The organism is Pseudomonas sp. ATCC 13867 (genome assembly GCF_000349845.1).
Taxonomy (GTDB): Bacteria; Pseudomonadota; Gammaproteobacteria; order Pseudomonadales; family Pseudomonadaceae; genus Pseudomonas.
Window position 1 is genome coordinate 1,064,616 of the sequence record NC_020829.1, and the last position, 15,273, is coordinate 1,079,888.

At 60.2% G+C, this 15,273-nt stretch carries 16 protein-coding genes and 1 pseudogene; 8 read left to right on the forward strand and 9 right to left on the reverse strand.

The annotated features are described in order from the left end of the window. Positions 1-22: 22 nt before the first annotated feature. The 4 genes and pseudogenes from H681_RS25650 to H681_RS04920 form a co-directional block, all read right to left on the reverse strand. Positions 23-1,242 (reverse strand): annotated as a pseudogene (locus tag H681_RS25650) (IS3 family transposase); the annotation flags it as partial. A 249-nt stretch (positions 1,243-1,491) separates the two neighbouring features. Beyond that, on the reverse strand, positions 1,492-2,790 hold the full coding sequence (locus H681_RS04910) for an NAD(P)/FAD-dependent oxidoreductase (RefSeq protein WP_015475728.1): 1,299 nt from the start codon (positions 2,788-2,790) through the stop codon (positions 1,492-1,494). Between the two features lie 53 nt (positions 2,791-2,843). Further along, positions 2,844-3,014: a DUF3094 domain-containing protein gene (locus tag H681_RS04915; RefSeq protein ID WP_015475729.1), complete on the reverse strand. Its 171-nt coding sequence runs from the start codon at positions 3,012-3,014 to the stop codon at positions 2,844-2,846. A 69-nt stretch (positions 3,015-3,083) separates the two neighbouring features. Further along, positions 3,084-3,713 carry a DUF1780 domain-containing protein gene (locus H681_RS04920; RefSeq protein ID WP_015475730.1) on the reverse strand — a complete coding sequence of 210 codons (630 nt, stop codon included), beginning with the start codon at positions 3,711-3,713 and terminating at the stop codon, positions 3,084-3,086. Positions 3,714-3,822: 109 nt separating this feature from the next. Here H681_RS04920 and H681_RS04925 point away from each other — a divergent pair, with 109 nt between their 5' ends. From H681_RS04925 to H681_RS04940, 4 genes are all read left to right on the forward strand, one after another. Further along, complete coding sequence (locus tag H681_RS04925; protein WP_015475731.1) at positions 3,823-4,239, forward strand: GNAT family N-acetyltransferase; 417 nt, start codon at positions 3,823-3,825, stop codon at positions 4,237-4,239. A 2-nt stretch (positions 4,240-4,241) separates the two neighbouring features. Beyond that, positions 4,242-4,709 carry a hypothetical protein gene (locus H681_RS04930; protein WP_041711734.1) on the forward strand — a complete coding sequence of 156 codons (468 nt, stop codon included), beginning with the start codon at positions 4,242-4,244 and terminating at the stop codon, positions 4,707-4,709. After that, positions 4,706-5,395, forward strand: coding sequence for an energy-coupling factor ABC transporter permease (locus H681_RS04935; protein WP_015475733.1), 690 nt, complete (start codon positions 4,706-4,708; stop codon positions 5,393-5,395). The genes H681_RS04930 and H681_RS04935 overlap by 4 nt, the downstream gene beginning before the upstream one ends. Positions 5,396-5,501: 106 nt before the next feature. Then, positions 5,502-5,717: a hypothetical protein gene (locus H681_RS04940; protein ID WP_015475734.1), complete on the forward strand. Its 216-nt coding sequence runs from the start codon at positions 5,502-5,504 to the stop codon at positions 5,715-5,717. 139 nt (positions 5,718-5,856) lie between these two features. Here H681_RS04940 and yacG read toward each other — a convergent pair whose 3' ends face one another. From yacG to pilB, 5 genes are all read right to left on the reverse strand, one after another. Further along, entirely contained in the window at positions 5,857-6,060 is a 204-nt protein-coding gene (gene yacG, locus H681_RS04945; RefSeq protein ID WP_015475735.1) for a DNA gyrase inhibitor YacG, read from the reverse strand. Beyond that, positions 6,057-6,665: a dephospho-CoA kinase gene (coaE, locus tag H681_RS04950; RefSeq protein WP_015475736.1), complete on the reverse strand. Its 609-nt coding sequence runs from the start codon at positions 6,663-6,665 to the stop codon at positions 6,057-6,059. Before coaE ends, yacG begins: the two co-directional genes overlap by 4 nt. Before the next feature lie 65 nt (positions 6,666-6,730). Then, complete coding sequence (locus H681_RS04955) at positions 6,731-7,603, reverse strand: prepilin peptidase (RefSeq protein ID WP_015475737.1); 873 nt, start codon at positions 7,601-7,603, stop codon at positions 6,731-6,733. Between the two features lie 5 nt (positions 7,604-7,608). Next, positions 7,609-8,826 carry a type II secretion system F family protein gene (locus tag H681_RS04960; RefSeq protein WP_015475738.1) on the reverse strand — a complete coding sequence of 406 codons (1,218 nt, stop codon included), beginning with the start codon at positions 8,824-8,826 and terminating at the stop codon, positions 7,609-7,611. 3 nt (positions 8,827-8,829) lie between these two features. Next, a complete protein-coding gene (gene pilB, locus H681_RS04965; protein ID WP_041711736.1) occupies positions 8,830-10,533 on the reverse strand; it encodes a type IV-A pilus assembly ATPase PilB in 1,704 nt (567 codons plus the stop codon). Positions 10,534-10,758: 225 nt separating this feature from the next. Between pilB and H681_RS04970 the strand changes: the two genes are divergently transcribed. The 4 genes from H681_RS04970 (at position 10,759) to H681_RS04985 (ending at position 15,240) form a co-directional block, all read left to right on the forward strand. Next, positions 10,759-11,220: a pilin gene (locus H681_RS04970; protein WP_015475740.1), complete on the forward strand. Its 462-nt coding sequence runs from the start codon at positions 10,759-10,761 to the stop codon at positions 11,218-11,220. 91 nt (positions 11,221-11,311) lie between these two features. Beyond that, positions 11,312-13,237 (forward strand): hypothetical protein, encoded by a 1,926-nt coding sequence (locus tag H681_RS26320; protein WP_015475741.1) that lies wholly within the window; start codon positions 11,312-11,314, stop codon positions 13,235-13,237. Continuing rightward, positions 13,221-13,706, forward strand: a complete 486-nt coding sequence (locus H681_RS25655; protein WP_157883298.1) for a GtrA family protein — start codon at positions 13,221-13,223, stop codon at positions 13,704-13,706. The genes H681_RS26320 and H681_RS25655 overlap by 17 nt, the downstream gene beginning before the upstream one ends. Next, positions 13,696-15,240, forward strand: a complete 1,545-nt coding sequence (locus H681_RS04985; protein WP_041711738.1) for an NAD(P)/FAD-dependent oxidoreductase — start codon at positions 13,696-13,698, stop codon at positions 15,238-15,240. The genes H681_RS25655 and H681_RS04985 overlap by 11 nt, the downstream gene beginning before the upstream one ends. The last annotated feature ends 33 nt before the right edge of the window (positions 15,241-15,273 follow it).

The following is a 15,273-nucleotide window of genomic DNA, read 5'->3' on the forward strand; positions in this document are numbered from 1 at the left end:
GAGGGTTGGCACCAGACCTCAAAAACGCCCGATGCATTGCATCGGGCGTTTTGTATTTCAGAGCGTGGTGGGGACGCTCCCGGTTATAGATATCGACGGCCTCGTGCACCATTCGACGCGCCTGGGCCAGGTCTGCCGGGGGCTGTATCAGTAGCTCATTCTTCAGGATGCCGTTGACCCGTTCGGCCAGCGCATTCTGGTAGCAGTCATAACCATCGGTCATCGAGCAGGTGATGCCGTGTCGTGCATGCAGGCGCTGGTAATGCGCAGAGCAGTACTGGATACCGCGGTCCGAGTGATGCACCAGGGCATGCCGCGTCCTGCGTCGCTGTAACGCCAGGCTGAACGCGCGGGCCACCGACTCGGCATGCAGGCTGTCATGGACATGGTGACCGACGATCTTGCGCGAATAGGCGTCGGTGACCAGGCTCAGATACAGCGGGCCGCTCAGGCTTGGCAGGTAGGTGATATCGGCCACCCAGACGCGCTCCGGAGCGCTGGGCAACACCTGTTGCGGGCCAGGCTTGAGCAGATTGGGGTGGCGGTAGAAGCGGTGAAAGCTGTGAGTGGTCTTGTGGTACGCCCGCTTGGGCGCAACCAGTAGGCGCTGCTCCGCCAGGACGCGAAACAAGCGATCCCGCCCCACGCGAAGCTCTGCGCGGGCCTGTTCCTGAAGCAGAAAATGCAGCTTGCGCGTGCCCAGCCGAGGCTGACGCATCCGCACCTCCCGGACAAACTGAACAATCTGTCGATCCTGCTGGGAGCGCCGATCCGCCGCGCGGTTGCGCTGGTAATAGGCCTGGCGACTGACGCCCAGAAACTGGCAAGCCCTGCTAATGCTCAGCCCTTGGACTTGCCTTTGCGTGAGGACTTGCCGGGACGCTTTTTTACGATGGAGACGCCGTAGTCATTCTTCAGGACATCCACCACCGCCTCGAAGAACTGAGCCTTTTGGCTCATGACCTCAAGCTGCTGCTCAAGCTCCTTGATTCGCTGCTCCGGCGTCAGCGGTGTTTTCTCATCAGTCATCGAACCCCTCCGACTAGAGCGAATGGATGCGCCCTGGCTCCAGTTCTGTCGGCCGTGCTTGCGTAGCCACACCAACACCGTCGAGCGCCCCTGGATACCGTAGCGGGCCTGGGCCTGCTTGTAACTCATTTCGCCTTTTTCGACCTGCTCGACCACCGCCAGTTTAAAAGCCAGCGTGTAATCACGCTGACTACGACGCACACCTTCTGCCATCGGAGTTCTCCTGAAAATAAGGGCGAAGGTGTAAACCTTATTCAGGACGGGACAGCTGCAACGAAAAAGCCGCCCTTCGGGGCGGCTTTTTTGTGCCTGGCATTCCAGGCAACGTGCGGTTGTAGGAGCGAGCTTGCTCGCGAACCGCCCGAGCGTAGGAGCGGCCGGGAAGAGCGTTCGCGAGCAAGCTCGCTCCTACAGGGGGCACCACCGAACGGTATTAGGTGGTACGTAGGATGGGGTCAAGCCTCAGTGCAGCTTCAAGCGCGGCTCCGTACTGCGCCCGATGCGGTCCGCAATCATCAGCAGCGCCGTGCGGAACGGTCCGTACAGCGCCATCTGGTGCATGCGGTACAGCGACACGTAGAACATCCGCGCCAGCCAGCCCTCGAGCTTCACGCTGCCCATCAGGTTACCCATCAGGTTACCTACCGCGCTGAAACGCGACAGCGAGATCAGCGAGCCGTAGTCGGTGTAGCGGTACTCCGGCAGCGGCTTGCCGTCCAGGCGCGCGACGATGGCCTTGGCCAGCAGCGAAGCCTGCTGGTGCGCAGCCTGGGCGCGCGGCGGCACGCTGCGTTCGCTGCCATCGCCCATCGGGCAGGCGGCACAGTCGCCGAAGGCGAAGATGTTGTCGTCGCGGGTGGTCTGCAGGGTAGGGCGGACCACCAGTTGGTTGATGCGGTTGGTCTCCAGCCCGTCGATGTCCTTGAGCAGGCTCGGCGCGCGGATGCCCGCCGCCCAGACCTTAAGGCTCGCCGGAATGAACTCGCCCACCGCCGTGCGCAGGCCTTCTACAGTCACTTCCTGCACCGCCGAACCGGTGAGCACGCGCACGCCGAGTTTCTCCAGCGTCTGATGCACCGGGCGGCTGATGCGCTCGGGCAATGCCGGCAGTACGCGCGGGCCGGCCTCGATCAGGGTGATGCGCATGTTCTGCGGCTGGATGCCGGTCAGGCCGTAGGCCGCCAGCTCCTGCGCGGCGTGGTGCAGCTCGGCGGACAGCTCGACGCCCGTAGCACCCGCGCCGACGATGGCGACGCTGATCTGGTCGTCCTTGTCCTGCCCGGCGTGGGCGCGCAGGTAGTGGGTCAGCAACTGCTTGTGGAAGCGCTCGGCCTGCTCGCGGGTGTCCAGGAAGATGCAGTGGTCCGCGGCGCCCTGGGTGCCGAAGTCATTGGTGGTGCTGCCGACTGCCAGGACCAGGGTGTCGTACTCCAGAGCGCGCGCCGGCACCAGTTCCTCGCCCTGCTCGTCCAGCGTCGCGGCGAGCTGGATGCGCTGGCTCGCGCGGTCCAGGCCAATCAGGCGGCCGAGCTGGAATTCGAAGTGGTTCCATTTCGCCTGGGCGACGTAGTTCAGCTCATCCTCGGAGGAGTTGAGCGAGCCGGCGGCGACTTCGTGCAGCAGGGGTTTCCAGATGTGGGTGAGGTTGGCGTCGACGAGCGTAATGCGCGCGCGGCCCTTTTTACCCAGGGTGCGGCCGAGACGGGTCGCGAGCTCCAGCCCGCCGGCGCCGCCGCCGACGATCACGATACGATGGGACATGTTGCATTCTCATAGCTTAAGGAATCCTGTATCGGCCCGTGGCGGCACGGCGCTCACGCAAGGTAGGCCAGGAGGCGGCTCAGCAGGCCCAGGGCGATAACGACCCCCAGTAGCGCGCTCATCATCAGCCAGGGCTTGAACGGCTGGCGTTCGACCTGGTGGACGGGGGAACTGAGGTACTGATCGACCTTCTGCTGGTCTTCGGGGCTCAGGCGACTGGGCATGGGCGGCCTCCGTTTATAATGTCGAGCATTCTAGTAGGGCTTGGACGGCCCCTCAATGCACTCGGGACATCAGAGCCCCATGCCCATGTCGAACAGCACCGTGCGGCCAAGGCTGCCGCGCAGGAAATCCGGGGCATCGGTATGGGCGAACAGCACCCGGGCAAAGGTGGGGCCAACGATCGACAGCGAACGCCAGCCCTGGCGCAGGTATTCCGTGGGTGGCGGAAAAGGGGTGTTGAAGTCCGCCGTCTCGCGCTTGAGGCTGACGAAGGCGAGCAGGTCCAGATCGCTCAGGTCGATGCCGCGCTCGCTGTAGTTGTGCGCCTTCTTGCGCAGCGTCGGCGCCAGGCGTGCCTGCAGGTCTGCGCAGGGGATCCGCCGTGGACGCTGCTCGCGCCGAATCAACTGGTTGAGGCTCTGCGCCATGCGCCGGCGCAGCAGCTCCTCGCGCCATTCCTCGTTGAGCCGGCGGCCCTGATCGAGCACGAAGAACACCTCGAAGCTGGCATCGCGGAACAGCACGTCCGGCGGCTGTTGCGTCGGCTCGATGAAGTCTTCCTGGCGATACGGCACCTTCAGCGCCTGCAGCAGACGCTGGCAGGCCCAGCACTCCCGCTCCCACTTGCGGGCATTGGAGAGAAGGTCGTTGGCTTGTTCCGCCTGGCGGGTCAGCAGGCGCAGGTAGTCGGACTCATTCATGCCTTCAGCATAGTTGCTACGCATCGAGAGGGCTTCAGCCAGTCGACGGGGCGGCGATGGGACGGGTGCCCGGTGTAGACTGTCGCGAGCCATGACACCGAGGTTGCAGATGCTGCTTCGCTCCGCCGTTCCCGACGATCACGCCGCCCTGCACGCCCTGTGGGAGCGCACGCCGGGCATCCAGTTGCGCCGTGACGACGACTACGAACCTTTCGCCGCCTACCTGCGGCGTAATCCCGGCCTGAGCCTGGTGCTGGAGGACGGGGGCCAGGTGATCGGCAGCCTGTTGGCCGGCCATGACGGGCGCCGGGGTTATCTCCAGCATCTGGCGGTCGACGAGGCTTTCCGTGGGCGGGGGCTGGCGCGGGCGCTGCTCGACGAAGCCTTGGCCCGCCTGGCGCGCGAAGGCATTGGCAAGTCCCACGTCTTCGTACTCCGCGACGCTCCCCAGGCCCTGGCATTCTGGGATGCCCAGAGCGGATGGGGACGGCGCGAGGATCTACAGGTTTTTTCCGTTGGAGGTTGAGCGTGAAACGATTGCTGAGCGGAGTGCTGTTCCTGCTGCTGTCGAGCGCCGCGCTGGCGCAGGACGCGGGCATGGCGAGCGGCTGGACGTTGCTGGACCAGTTCGACAAGCCCTACACGGCCGACGCCGGATTGCAGGTGGTCCTGATCGCCCGTGACATGACCGGCAACAAGCTGGTCAAGTCCGCGCTCGAAGGTCGCCCCGCCGGCTACCTCGAGGCCCGGCACGCCGTGTTCGTCGCGGACATCAGCCGCATGCCGGCGCCTATTTCGGCGATGTTCGCCGTGCCCGCCATGCGCAATTACCTCTACCGCGTTCTGCTCGACCGCGACGCGCGCATCGCCAGCCGCTTCAGCGCTCAACCGGACGTCGTGACCTGGCTGCGGCTGGAGCAGGGCAAGGTGGTCGATACCCGCCGTTTCGATAATGCCGAGGCGCTGCGCCAGGCGCTGGAGCAGGGTGCGCCGTGATCGCCGCACAGCTGCTGTCCGAGGAAACCCTGGAGCTGGGCTGGGCGATCTATCTGCCCATCGTCGCCTGGGCCGCCTGGCGCGCACCCTGGCTGGAACTGATCAGCGACTTCCGCCGCCAGCACCTGGTGTTCGGTACCATGCTCGCCCTGTTCCTGCTGTGGCTGGTGCGCCGGGATTTCGCCTCGGGCGTGTCCTTCCACTTCATCGGCATGACCGCCGTGACGCTGCTGCTCGACTGGCCGCTGGCGATCATCGTCGGGCTGGTGGCGCAGGTCGGCCTGTGCGTGATGGGTCGGCAGGACTGGGCGGCCATCGGCATCAACGGCATTCTGCTGGTGCTGATTCCGGTGCTGATCACCGAGCTGGCGGCGATCTTCGTCGAACGCCGGCAACCGCGGAACCTGTTCGTCTACATCTTCTGCTCGGGGTTCTTCCCCGCGGCGCTGGCGGCGGTCTGCAGCCTGCTGCTCGGGCTGGGGCTGCTGTGGATGGACGGACTGTTCCCCATGCCGCCGTGGATCGAGGACTTCATCGGCTACCTCTGGCTGATCATGTTCCCCGAGGCCTTCATCAACGGCACCATCGTCACCGGTCTGGTGGTGTTCTATCCGGACTGGCTGGAAACCTTCAACCGTACGCGCTACCTGCAGGCTCCGTGGAAGGACGACGATGAGTCGCGCTGATGTTCGGCCATCGGCCAGGTGCATCGCCGCCGTCGGTTGATCCAGGTCAGTTCGGATGCGCCCTGCGATCGGGGAAGCTGGCCCCCCATTCGCGAGGAGATTGTCGATGAGCATTCACAGCTGGGCAGAGCAACGCCTTCACGAGTTGCTGATCGAGGCGGAAGCGGCGGGGCAGGACCCGCAATTGGTGGTGCGCGCGCTGCTCAGCGCGGTGGTACAGGCCAACGCGCAGGTGCGTACCGAGGAAGACCTGGGGCACGAGCTGCACTTCCTCGCCGACAATCTGGATGAGGAGCGCGACTACAGCTTCATGCGCCCCTGAATGAAAATGCCGCCTCGAAAGGCGGCTTTTTTCTCTTCGTTGCTTTTCGTAGGAGCGAGCTTGCTCGCGAACCAGCCCCGCAGCGGAATCCGTTCGCGAGCAAGCTCGCTCCTACGGAAAGGCTGTCCGCGTTGCCCGGTCAGTGCCCGCGCGGTTTTTCCAGGTCGCCGGAGAACAGCTCGTCTTCCAGGTTGTCGCCGGGGATGGCATGTTCCTCCGCCGCCCAGGCGCCAAGGTCGATCAGCTTGCAGCGATGCGAGCAGAAAGGACGGAACTCGCTCTTCGCGCTCCACTCCACGGGGGCGCCGCAGGTGGGGCATTCCACGGTCATAGGTTGGCTCATGGTTGTCCTCCACGCAGGCCGAGATAGAACTGATGCAGGCGCTCGACCTGCTGGTGCAGGTGCGCGAGATCGCCATCGTTGAGCAGCACGTCGTCCGCGTGCCTGAGTCGGTCTTCGCGCACGGCCTGAGCCTTGAGGATCGCGCGGACCTGTTCTTCGGACACCTTGTCCCGACGCATGGTGCGTTCGAGTTGCAGGTGTTCCGGGGTATCCACCACCAGCACCCGCTGGGCCATCCGGCGCTGCCCGGACTCCACCAGCAGTGGTGAAACCAGGATGGCATACGGCGATTCGGCGCGCGCCAGGTTGGCGGCGATTTCCTCGCCGATCAGCGGGTGCAGTAGTTGCTCCAGCCAGCGGCGCTCCTCTTCCGAGGTGAAAATCCGCTCGCGCAGCGCCGCGCGGTTGAGCTGGCCGTCCGGCAGCAGCACCGCGTCACCGAAGCGGTCGACAATCTTGGCAAGGGCTGGGCGGCCGGGTTCGACCACCCAGCGCGCGGCATGATCGGCGTCCACCATGTGCACGCCCAGCGCGGCAAAATGCTCGGCGGCGGCGCTCTTGCCGCTGCCGATACCGCCCGTCAGGCCCAGGATCCAGGGTTTCATGGCACTCCTTCTTGCCGGCCCCGTGGCCGTCACAGCGCGCCGAACGGATTCGGCGCGGGAGAAGGCTAGTGGAAACCGGCAAACTGCAGATAAGTCGCGGTTATTTGATCACCCCAGAGCAGCGCAATCCAGCCGGCAATGGCGAGATAGGGCCCGAAGGGGATCGGCGTGCCGGTTTCGGCCTTGCGCAGGCGCAGGGTGATTACGCCGAGAATGGCGCCCACCAGCGACGACAGCAGAATGGTCAGCGGCAGCACCTGCCAGCCACCCCAGGCGCCGACCATCGCCAGCAGCTTGAAGTCGCCGTAGCCCATGCCTTCCTTGCCGGTGAGCAGCTTGAACAGCCAGTACACCGACCACAGGCTCAGGTAGCCGAACACCGCGCCCCAGAGCGCATCACCCAGGTTGGTGAACAGCCCGAAGTAGTTGGCGATCAGTCCCAGCCACAGCAACGGCAGCACCAGCGCATCCGGCAGCAACTGGTGATCGACGTCGATCATGCTCATCGCCAGCAGACCCCAGCCAAGCAGCAGCATGGCGCCGGCCTGCCAGCCGAAACCGTAGTGCCAGGCGATGAAGGCCGAGAGCGCGCCACAGGCCAGTTCGATCAGCGGATAGCGCTTGCTGATGGGCGTCTTGCAGGACGAGCACTTGCCGCCCAGCGCCAGGTAGCTCACCACCGGGATGTTTTCCCAGGCCCTGATCTCGTGGCCGCAATGCGGGCACTGGGAGTTCGGCAGAACCAGGTTGTAGGTGGGCTGCGGCTCGCCTGCGGGCAGCTCCAGCGCTTCGCGCGCCTCGCGTTGCCAGTCGCGCTGCATCATCCGCGGCAGGCGGTGGATGACCACGTTGAGGAAGCTGCCGACCAGCAGGCCGATCAGCAGGGCGCATAAAACAAAGGCCAGCGGGGTGCTGGCCAGGAAGTTCAGGACTGGCATGTGGCTTATACGACGTTGCCCAGTTGGAAGATCGGAAGGTACATGGCGATGATCAGGCCGCCGACCAGTACGCCGAGCACGGCCATGATCATCGGCTCCATCAGTGTGGTCAGGTTGTCGACGGCGTTGTCGACCTCTTCCTCGTAGTAGTTGGCGACCTTGTCCAGCATGGAATCCAGTGAACCGGACTCCTCGCCGATGGCCGCCATCTGGATGGCCATGCTGGGGAAGACGCCGGTGGTGCGCATGGAGAAGTTCAGTTGGGTACCGGAGGAGACGTCCTGTTTGATCCTGTTGACCGCATTGCGGAACACCACGTTGCCAGTGGCGCCGGAGACTGAGTCCAGCGCTTCTACTAGCGGTACGCCGGCGGCGAAGGTGGTGGACAGTGTGCGGGCGTAACGGGCGACCGAGGACTTGTAGAGGATGTCGCCGACAATGGGCAGTTTCAGTACACCACGATCCATTGAGTCTCTGAACTTTTCGGAGCGCCTGTGGAATTCTCTGAGGGTGAATGCCGCTGCGAACATGGCGATCAGGACAATAAACCACCATTGCTGCAACGCTTCCGAAATGGAAATGACGAAGAGGGTGAAGGCCGGTAGTTCCGCGCCGAAGTTGGCGAATACCGACTGGAACTGCGGCACTACCTTGATCAACAAGATGGCTGACACAATGATGGCGACGACGACCACTGCAATGGGGTAGGTCATGGCCTTCTTGATCTTGGCCTTGAGCGACTCGGTCTTTTCCTTGTAGGTCGCCACGCGGTCGAGCAGGGTCTCCAGGGCGCCGGACTGTTCGCCGGCATCCACCAAGTTGCAGTATAGATCGTCGAAATATTGTGGCTTTTTGCGCAGGGAGTTGGCCAGGCTGTTACCGGCTGCGACCTCCTGCTTGATATCGTCCACCAGCTTACGCATGTTCGGATTGTCGAAGCCCTCACCGATGATGTCGAAGGACTGCAGCAGCGGAACGCCCGAGCCCATCATGGTCGCCATCTGCCGGGTGAACAGGGCGATGTCCATTGGCTTGATCGCCTTGCCCTTGCTCAGCAGTGAGATGCCTTTCTTGCGAACCTTGGTCGGGTTGATCCCCTGCTTGCGCAGTTGAGCCTTGACCAGCGCCGTGTTGGTCCCGGAAAGCTCCCCTTTGACTTTCCCGCCCTTGCGATCAGTGCCTTCCCAGGTAAAGACACTGGTCCTCAATGCTTTTTCCGCCATGGATTAATCCTTGGTCACGCGGTTGATTTCCTCGAGGCTGGTAATTCCCTGCATGGCTTTCAGCAGGCCCGAGGTGCGCAGATCGTTGAAGCCTTCTTTGCGGGCTTGTTCGGCGATCTGAATGGAATTGCCTTCTTCCATGATAATCCGCTGTAGCGCCGGCGTGATTTTAACCACTTCATAAATACCTACACGCCCCTTGTAACCGTTCTTGCAGTTTTCGCACCCGACCGGGGCGTAGAGCTTGAACGAACCGATCCTGGCTTCCGGGAAGCCTTCATGGAGCAGCGTTTCGCGTGGAACGTCGTGCTCCTTCTTGCAGGCCGGGCACAGTTTTCTGGCCAGGCGCTGGGCAATGATCAGGTTGGTGGAGGTGGCGAGGTTGAAGGAAGCCACGCCCATGTTCAGCAGGCGGGTGAGGGTTTCCGCGGCGCTGTTGGTGTGCAGGGTGGACATCACCATGTGCCCGGTCTGGGCTGCCTTGATGGCGATTTCTGCGGTCTCGAGGTCGCGGATCTCGCCCACCATGATCACGTCAGGGTCCTGGCGCAGGAAGGCACGCAGTGCCTGGGCGAAGTCCAGGCCTGTCTTCGGGTTGACGTTGACCTGGTTGATGCCTTCCAGGTTGATCTCCACCGGGTCTTCCGCGGTCGAGATGTTGATGTCCGGGGTGTTGAGGATATTCAGGCCGGTATACAGGGATACTGTCTTGCCCGAGCCGGTGGGGCCGGTCACCAGGATCATGCCCTGCGGCTGCTTGAGTGCCGAAAGATAAAGCTGCTTCTGCTCTTCCTCATAGCCCAGAGCGTCGATGCCCATTTGCGCACTGGCCGAGTCGAGGATACGCATCACGATCTTTTCGCCCCACAGCGTGGGCAGGGTATTGACGCGGAAGTCGATGGACTTGGTCTTGGATACGCGCATCTTGATCCGACCGTCCTGGGGCTTGCGGCGCTCGGAGATATCCAGGCCAGCCATGACCTTGAGGCGGGCGGAGATGCGGCTGACCAGTTGGACCGGCGGCTTGGCGACTTCCTGGAGCATGCCGTCGGTGCGGAAGCGAACGCGGTAGATCTTCTCGTAGGGCTCGAAGTGCAGGTCGGACGAGCCGCCCTTGATGGCATCCAGCAGCATCTTGTTCACGAAGCGCACCACCGGGGCGTCGTCGGCGTCGCCGCCGATGGCTTCCTCCTTGCGCTCGGCATTGCCGCTCTCGATATCCAAGCCTTCCAGATCGACGTCGCCCAGGTCATCCAATCCGCCGGTAACGCTCTCGAAGAGCTTTTCGATGGCATCGCCGAGCCGGTCGTCTTCGACCAGGATGGCTTCGGTGGTCAGTCCGGTGCTGAATTGGATGTCGGTGATTGCCTGATGGTTGGTAGGGTCTGACAGTCCAACAAAGAGCTTATTACCTCTCCGCCACAAGGGGAGGACTCGGTGCTGGCGAACGAGTTTCTCGCTGACCAGCTCCTTGGGAAAGCTCTCGCGGTCCAGGCTACTCAGATCGCAGAAGGCGACACCGAACTGGTCGGCGGCCAACTCCATCAATGGACGGCTTTTTATCAATTTGTTCTGTACGAGATAGGTCACCAACGACAGCTTATTGCGTTGCGCCTGTAGCTGGGCTTGCCGCGCGCTGTTCTCATCGAGCAGTTGAGACAACACCAGCTGCCGGGCAAGGCCGGACAGGACGACTTGATCGTTCATAAGGAGGTAGCCGGAAGATGGGTATTAAGCCTTATAACGCAGTTGGCAGGACGTGCCAAATTCGACAGTGGGAGCTGTCAAAATTTGTCACTTCGTGCGTAATTTCGCTGCTGGTTGCCTGAAACTGTCTGCGGATACTGTATTTTTGGGTGTAGGAGTTCTGGCACGGAAGCTGCTTTCTCCAGGTCAGGTCTCAGGACCGCACCTAAAAACCTGGAGAGAATTATGAACGCTCAAAAAGGCTTTACCCTGATCGAACTGATGATCGTGGTTGCGATCATCGGCATCCTGGCCGCCATCGCGCTGCCGGCATACCAAGATTACACCGCCCGTGCCAAGGTTTCTGAGGTTGTACTGGCTGCTTCCGCTTGTCGCACCACTATTACTGAGGTTGTTCAATCCGCCACTACGCTGCCGGCAGCGAATGCCTGGGGGTGCGAGAGCTCTACTGCTACTTCTAAGTATGTTGCTAAGATCGAAACTGATGCCAATGGCGTGGTGAGTGTTACTGCGGGCACCGGCATCAACTCCGATGTTGATGGTAAGGTGCTGACTTTGACCCCATCTTCCTCGGCTACTACTATTACTGCGCCTACTGCTGGTGGCACTATTAATCGCTGGGTTTGTGGCGATTCCTCTACCACCACTATTCCGCAAAAGTTCCTGCCGGGCTCCTGCCGCGGCTGATAGCCAGTTGGTGTGAAGGAAACCCCGGTCTCTCCGGGGTTTCTTTTTTGTTTTTTCGTCGGTTATTGGCTGTAAAGATCGAGTCTTGAGTATGAGTGAGCTTCGTGACATGGACGTGGCGCATCGGTCACCATTAATCAACAAGATTGCCTTCGGGATTTTGGCAGTCTCGCTTCTGCTTGTTCTGCGTCCGTATTCCGGTATCCGGCATGATGCCATCCTGTATCTGGGACAAGGGTTCCTGAGATGGCAGCCCAGTGAGTTTTCTCATGATCTTTTCTTCGCTTATGGTGGGCAGGCCGAATTTACCGTTTTTCCACAACTCCTAGCTTGGTTGCTGAAGCACTTTTCTGTTGCAGATATATTCATCGTTGCAACATTTCTGGGGCGAGTCCTTTATCTGGTCGCCGCCGGGCTGCTAGTCCGAGCCCTCTTTCGTGAAAACGGTGTGCGTACTCAGGTGTATGCGCTATTGGCGGTGCTAGCGCTGCCGTCGGTATATGGTGGTTTCCTAGTATTCAGCTACAGTGAGCCTTTTTTTACCGGTAGAACACTGGCCGAGCCATTGGGGCTGATGGCGCTTGCTGCGCTGTTGTCAGGGCGTTGGCTAATTTGTACCGTCCTATGGCTTATGGCGGCGCTTCTCCATCCCTTGCAAGCCCTGGCTGTTTGGATCGTGATCTGGTTCTGGCTAGTACTTCAGAATAGGCGCTGGTTGCTGTTGTTGATTCCGGTTGTGCTGGTGCTGTTACTTGCCGCATTGGGAGTTAAGAGCCTTGCTTTCATCGCTCTTAAGTATGATGCGGAGTGGTACTCATGGATTGCGAGCCCAAATAGAAACGTATTCATGCTCAAGTGGCCCGTCAAGTCCTGGATGGCGCTGCTGTCGGATAGTTTCCTTCTGGTTCTTTCCATTCAGTATTTTTCCGGGCGCTTGCAGGTCTTCGCCAAAGCGGTGTTTTTGGCGCTGATCTGCTCCTGCCTCGCGAGTATCGTGCTGGCGGACCTCATGCGGCTTGCATTCATGACCAGCCTTCAGTTGTGGCGGGTCCAATGGGTGGCCCACTGGTTTGCGATGGCTGCGCTGCCTTTGCTGGCCTGGAGTATCTATAACCGGGAGTACGGGCGTGAGCGACTCTTGTTGCTAGTGGCCTGTGTGGTCTGGGCGATGCCGGCCGGACAGATTAGTCCTTCACCGTGGTTGGTTGCCCTGGTTATTCCGTTGTTTGTGTTCTGGGGAGCGTTGGTTCGAAAGGCGCGCCCAGCATTTTCGCGAGCAATGATTATTTTTGTTGCTCTTGGGCTCATGCTCGGCCTTCTGCTGATGATAGTCACCACAGTGACGGCATTTTTGAAGCAGGGGGCGGACCTGGGAAGCTTTCGACTGGACTCGATACTCTTGGGCCACCCGCTGGTCCTTGCTCTGCTGTTGCTGGGGGGGATGCGTGCTTGGGGGCGTCCGAGTGGAGCATTCAAGGGGGTGCTACTTTGTGGCTTGAGTGCGTCACTCATCTATTCCCTCTATAGCTGGGACAGTCGAAGCATCTGGAATCGTTACGTTGAAGAGCGTGCAGGCGAGTCCAATCCCTTCGGTGTGCAGTTGGAGCGTGGCGCACAGGTCTACTGGGAGAAAGAGTTGTTGGCCCCTTGGTTGCTCCTGCGACGGGCAAGCTATTTCAGTGAAGAGCAGCAGGCCGGGTTGCTGTTCGAGCGTAAAACGGCTGAGGAAGCATATCGGCGCAAGATGATTTTACAGCGCTTGGCAGTGCAGGCCGAATTTTGTAATGCAATAGGGGTGGTGACCGGTCAGGTGGATAGCTGCTCGTTGGATATATACGCCGTACGCGATATGTGTATATCTGCTGGTCATGAGCTCTCTTATATTGTACTGCAGACCGAGTTGGCAGTTCCGGAGTTGGGGTGGTGGATGGTCCCTAAACATAACAAGGAAGGCCAGGACATTACCTTTCATCTGTATAGCTGTAGCGGGGTTCTGGAAAATGTTGTCCGAAAATAAATGGCCAGGAAGGCCAGCGTATAAATCGGTAAATCATATTGCTGCACGATTGATGGAGCCGCTTCGATATTTCCTTGTCTCGCTGGTCGCGTTGTTATGTGATATTGCAACTTTTTCACTGTGTATTCGGGTCTTCAGTCACTCCATGAACGCCGCCGTAGTTACCAGTTTTCTGGTTGGTGTGCTTGTAGCCTATTTCTTGAGCGTGCTTTGGGTCTTCCCAACCCGGGTTCTTAGAAGAAGCCCGATGCTGGAGTTTCTGATCTTCATGGCTTTGGGTGTCTGTGGCGCCTGTGTGGCAAGAGGGATGCTTTACCTGGGAACGGAGCTTTGGAGCTTGAATCCGGAGCTCGTCAAGCTGGCAGCAGCAGTGGTCAGCTTCATCCTTAATTTCTTGCTCCGTAAGTATGTGCTTTTCGGAGGCAGAGAAGCGCTCGCCACTCAGGACGGTGTCCTTCATGTCAAATAATAAAGTGGTCATAGTGGGTGCTGGGCCCGCCGGACTTACAGCTGCATTGGAGCTACAAGAGTCCGGGTTTACAGATATCACCATCATCGAGGCGGATAATCTGGTCGGTGGTATTTCTCGTACTGTCCAGTACAAGGGGAATCGCATCGATATCGGTGGGCACCGATTCTTCTCGAAGTCCGATTGGGTCATGCGCTGGTGGCAAGATGTCATGCCGCTTGCCGATGGTGAGGGGGCTGCAGATACCTTGTTGCAGTATCAGGGTAAATCCAGTGCCCTGCCTATTCATGCGGTAGCTTCGCGGGAGCAGGATCCGGATAGCGTAATGTTGCTGCGGGATCGCTTGTCCAGAATCTACTTCGGCAAGCAGTTCTTCGACTATCCGCTGAAGCTGAATCTGGACAGTCTGCGCAAGCTGGGGTTGGTGAAAGTCTTCACCTACGGGCTCAGTTACGTGGCGGCGAAGTTGCGTCCGGTCAAGCCGGAGGTTTCCCTGCAGGATTTCCTGATCAACCGATTCGGGGAGAAGCTGTACCGCCAGTTCTTCAAGGAGTACACGGAAAAGGTCTGGGGCGTTAGTTGTGATGAAATCAGTGCAGAATGGGGGGGGCAACGTATCAAGAGCCTGTCCATCCTCGGAGCCTTGGCCCATGCATTGAAGAAGATGCTTGGCCTTGAAGGCAAGGCGGCCCACACCTCTCTGATTGAGCGGTTCATTTATCCCAAGTTCGGCCCGGGGCAGATGTGGGAGCAGGTGGCTGCGAGTTTTGTCGCCGCTGGTGGACGGTTGGAGATGAATAGCCGGGTGGTGGATATCGGTTATTCCGGGGAGCTCGTGGAGTCCGTGGGATTTGTCGATGCCAATGGTGATTTCCACCGTCTGGAGTGCGATCAGGTCATTTCGACGATGCCGATCAAGGACCTGGTGGCTGCGTCTCGGGATCGCTTCTCCGTTGAGGCTCGAGGTGTTGCGAAAACGCTGCAGTACAGGGATTTCATCACCGTCGGGCTGCTCTATGCCCGGGAAGACCTGGTCAGGACGCTGAATGACAATTGGATCTACATCCAAGAGCCCGGAGTGAAAGTTGGGCGGGTGCAGATATTCAACAATTGGAGCCCCTACATGGTGGCCGACCAGAATACGGTATGGCTCGGGCTTGAGTTCTTCTGCAAGGAAACCGACAGCCTATGGCTGATGGACGATGATGCCTTGAGAGCGCTGGCGCAGAAGGAAATGTGTGAAATCGGTCTGGTAAGTGCGGCCCAGGCCATTGACTCCGTGGCAATCAGAGTGCCCAAGGCGTATCCCGGATATTTCGGTGAGGCGTACAAACGATTCGACGTCCTTCGCAAGGAACTGGATGAAGTGCGAAATCTCTTCCTTGTCGGACGTAATGGCATGCATCGCTACAACAATCAGGACCACTCCATGCTGACGGCCAAGGAAGCGGTTGAACAGATCGTCTCCGGGCAAGTCGACAAGGAGCGGATCTGGGCCATCAATGTGGATGACGAGTATCACGAGGAAAAGTAGTTACCGGACAGGGGCTCTTGCTGCCAGAAGCCC

What these genes read in the sequence shown, in the direction of transcription:
- H681_RS04910 (WP_015475728.1), bottom strand. Translation starts at nt 2,790, where the DNA reads ATGTCCCATCGTATCGTGATCGTCGGCGGCGGCGCCGGCGGGCTGGAG.
- H681_RS04915 (WP_015475729.1), bottom strand. Translation starts at nt 3,014, where the DNA reads ATGCCCAGTCGCCTGAGCCCCGAAGACCAGCAGAAGGTCGATCAGTAC.
- H681_RS04920 (WP_015475730.1), bottom strand. Translation starts at nt 3,713, where the DNA reads ATGAATGAGTCCGACTACCTGCGCCTGCTGACCCGCCAGGCGGAACAA.
- H681_RS04925 (WP_015475731.1), top strand. Translation starts at nt 3,823, where the DNA reads ATGCTGCTTCGCTCCGCCGTTCCCGACGATCACGCCGCCCTGCACGCC.
- H681_RS04940 (WP_015475734.1), top strand. Translation starts at nt 5,502, where the DNA reads ATGAGCATTCACAGCTGGGCAGAGCAACGCCTTCACGAGTTGCTGATC.
- yacG (WP_015475735.1), bottom strand. Translation starts at nt 6,060, where the DNA reads ATGAGCCAACCTATGACCGTGGAATGCCCCACCTGCGGCGCCCCCGTG.
- coaE (WP_015475736.1), bottom strand. Translation starts at nt 6,665, where the DNA reads ATGAAACCCTGGATCCTGGGCCTGACGGGCGGTATCGGCAGCGGCAAG.
- H681_RS04955 (WP_015475737.1), bottom strand. Translation starts at nt 7,603, where the DNA reads ATGCCAGTCCTGAACTTCCTGGCCAGCACCCCGCTGGCCTTTGTTTTA.
- H681_RS04960 (WP_015475738.1), bottom strand. Translation starts at nt 8,826, where the DNA reads ATGGCGGAAAAAGCATTGAGGACCAGTGTCTTTACCTGGGAAGGCACT.
- pilB (WP_041711736.1), bottom strand. Translation starts at nt 10,533, where the DNA reads ATGAACGATCAAGTCGTCCTGTCCGGCCTTGCCCGGCAGCTGGTGTTG.
- H681_RS04970 (WP_015475740.1), top strand. Translation starts at nt 10,759, where the DNA reads ATGAACGCTCAAAAAGGCTTTACCCTGATCGAACTGATGATCGTGGTT.
- H681_RS26320 (WP_015475741.1), top strand. Translation starts at nt 11,312, where the DNA reads ATGAGTGAGCTTCGTGACATGGACGTGGCGCATCGGTCACCATTAATC.
- H681_RS25655 (WP_157883298.1), top strand. Translation starts at nt 13,221, where the DNA reads ATGTTGTCCGAAAATAAATGGCCAGGAAGGCCAGCGTATAAATCGGTA.
- H681_RS04985 (WP_041711738.1), top strand. Translation starts at nt 13,696, where the DNA reads ATGTCAAATAATAAAGTGGTCATAGTGGGTGCTGGGCCCGCCGGACTT.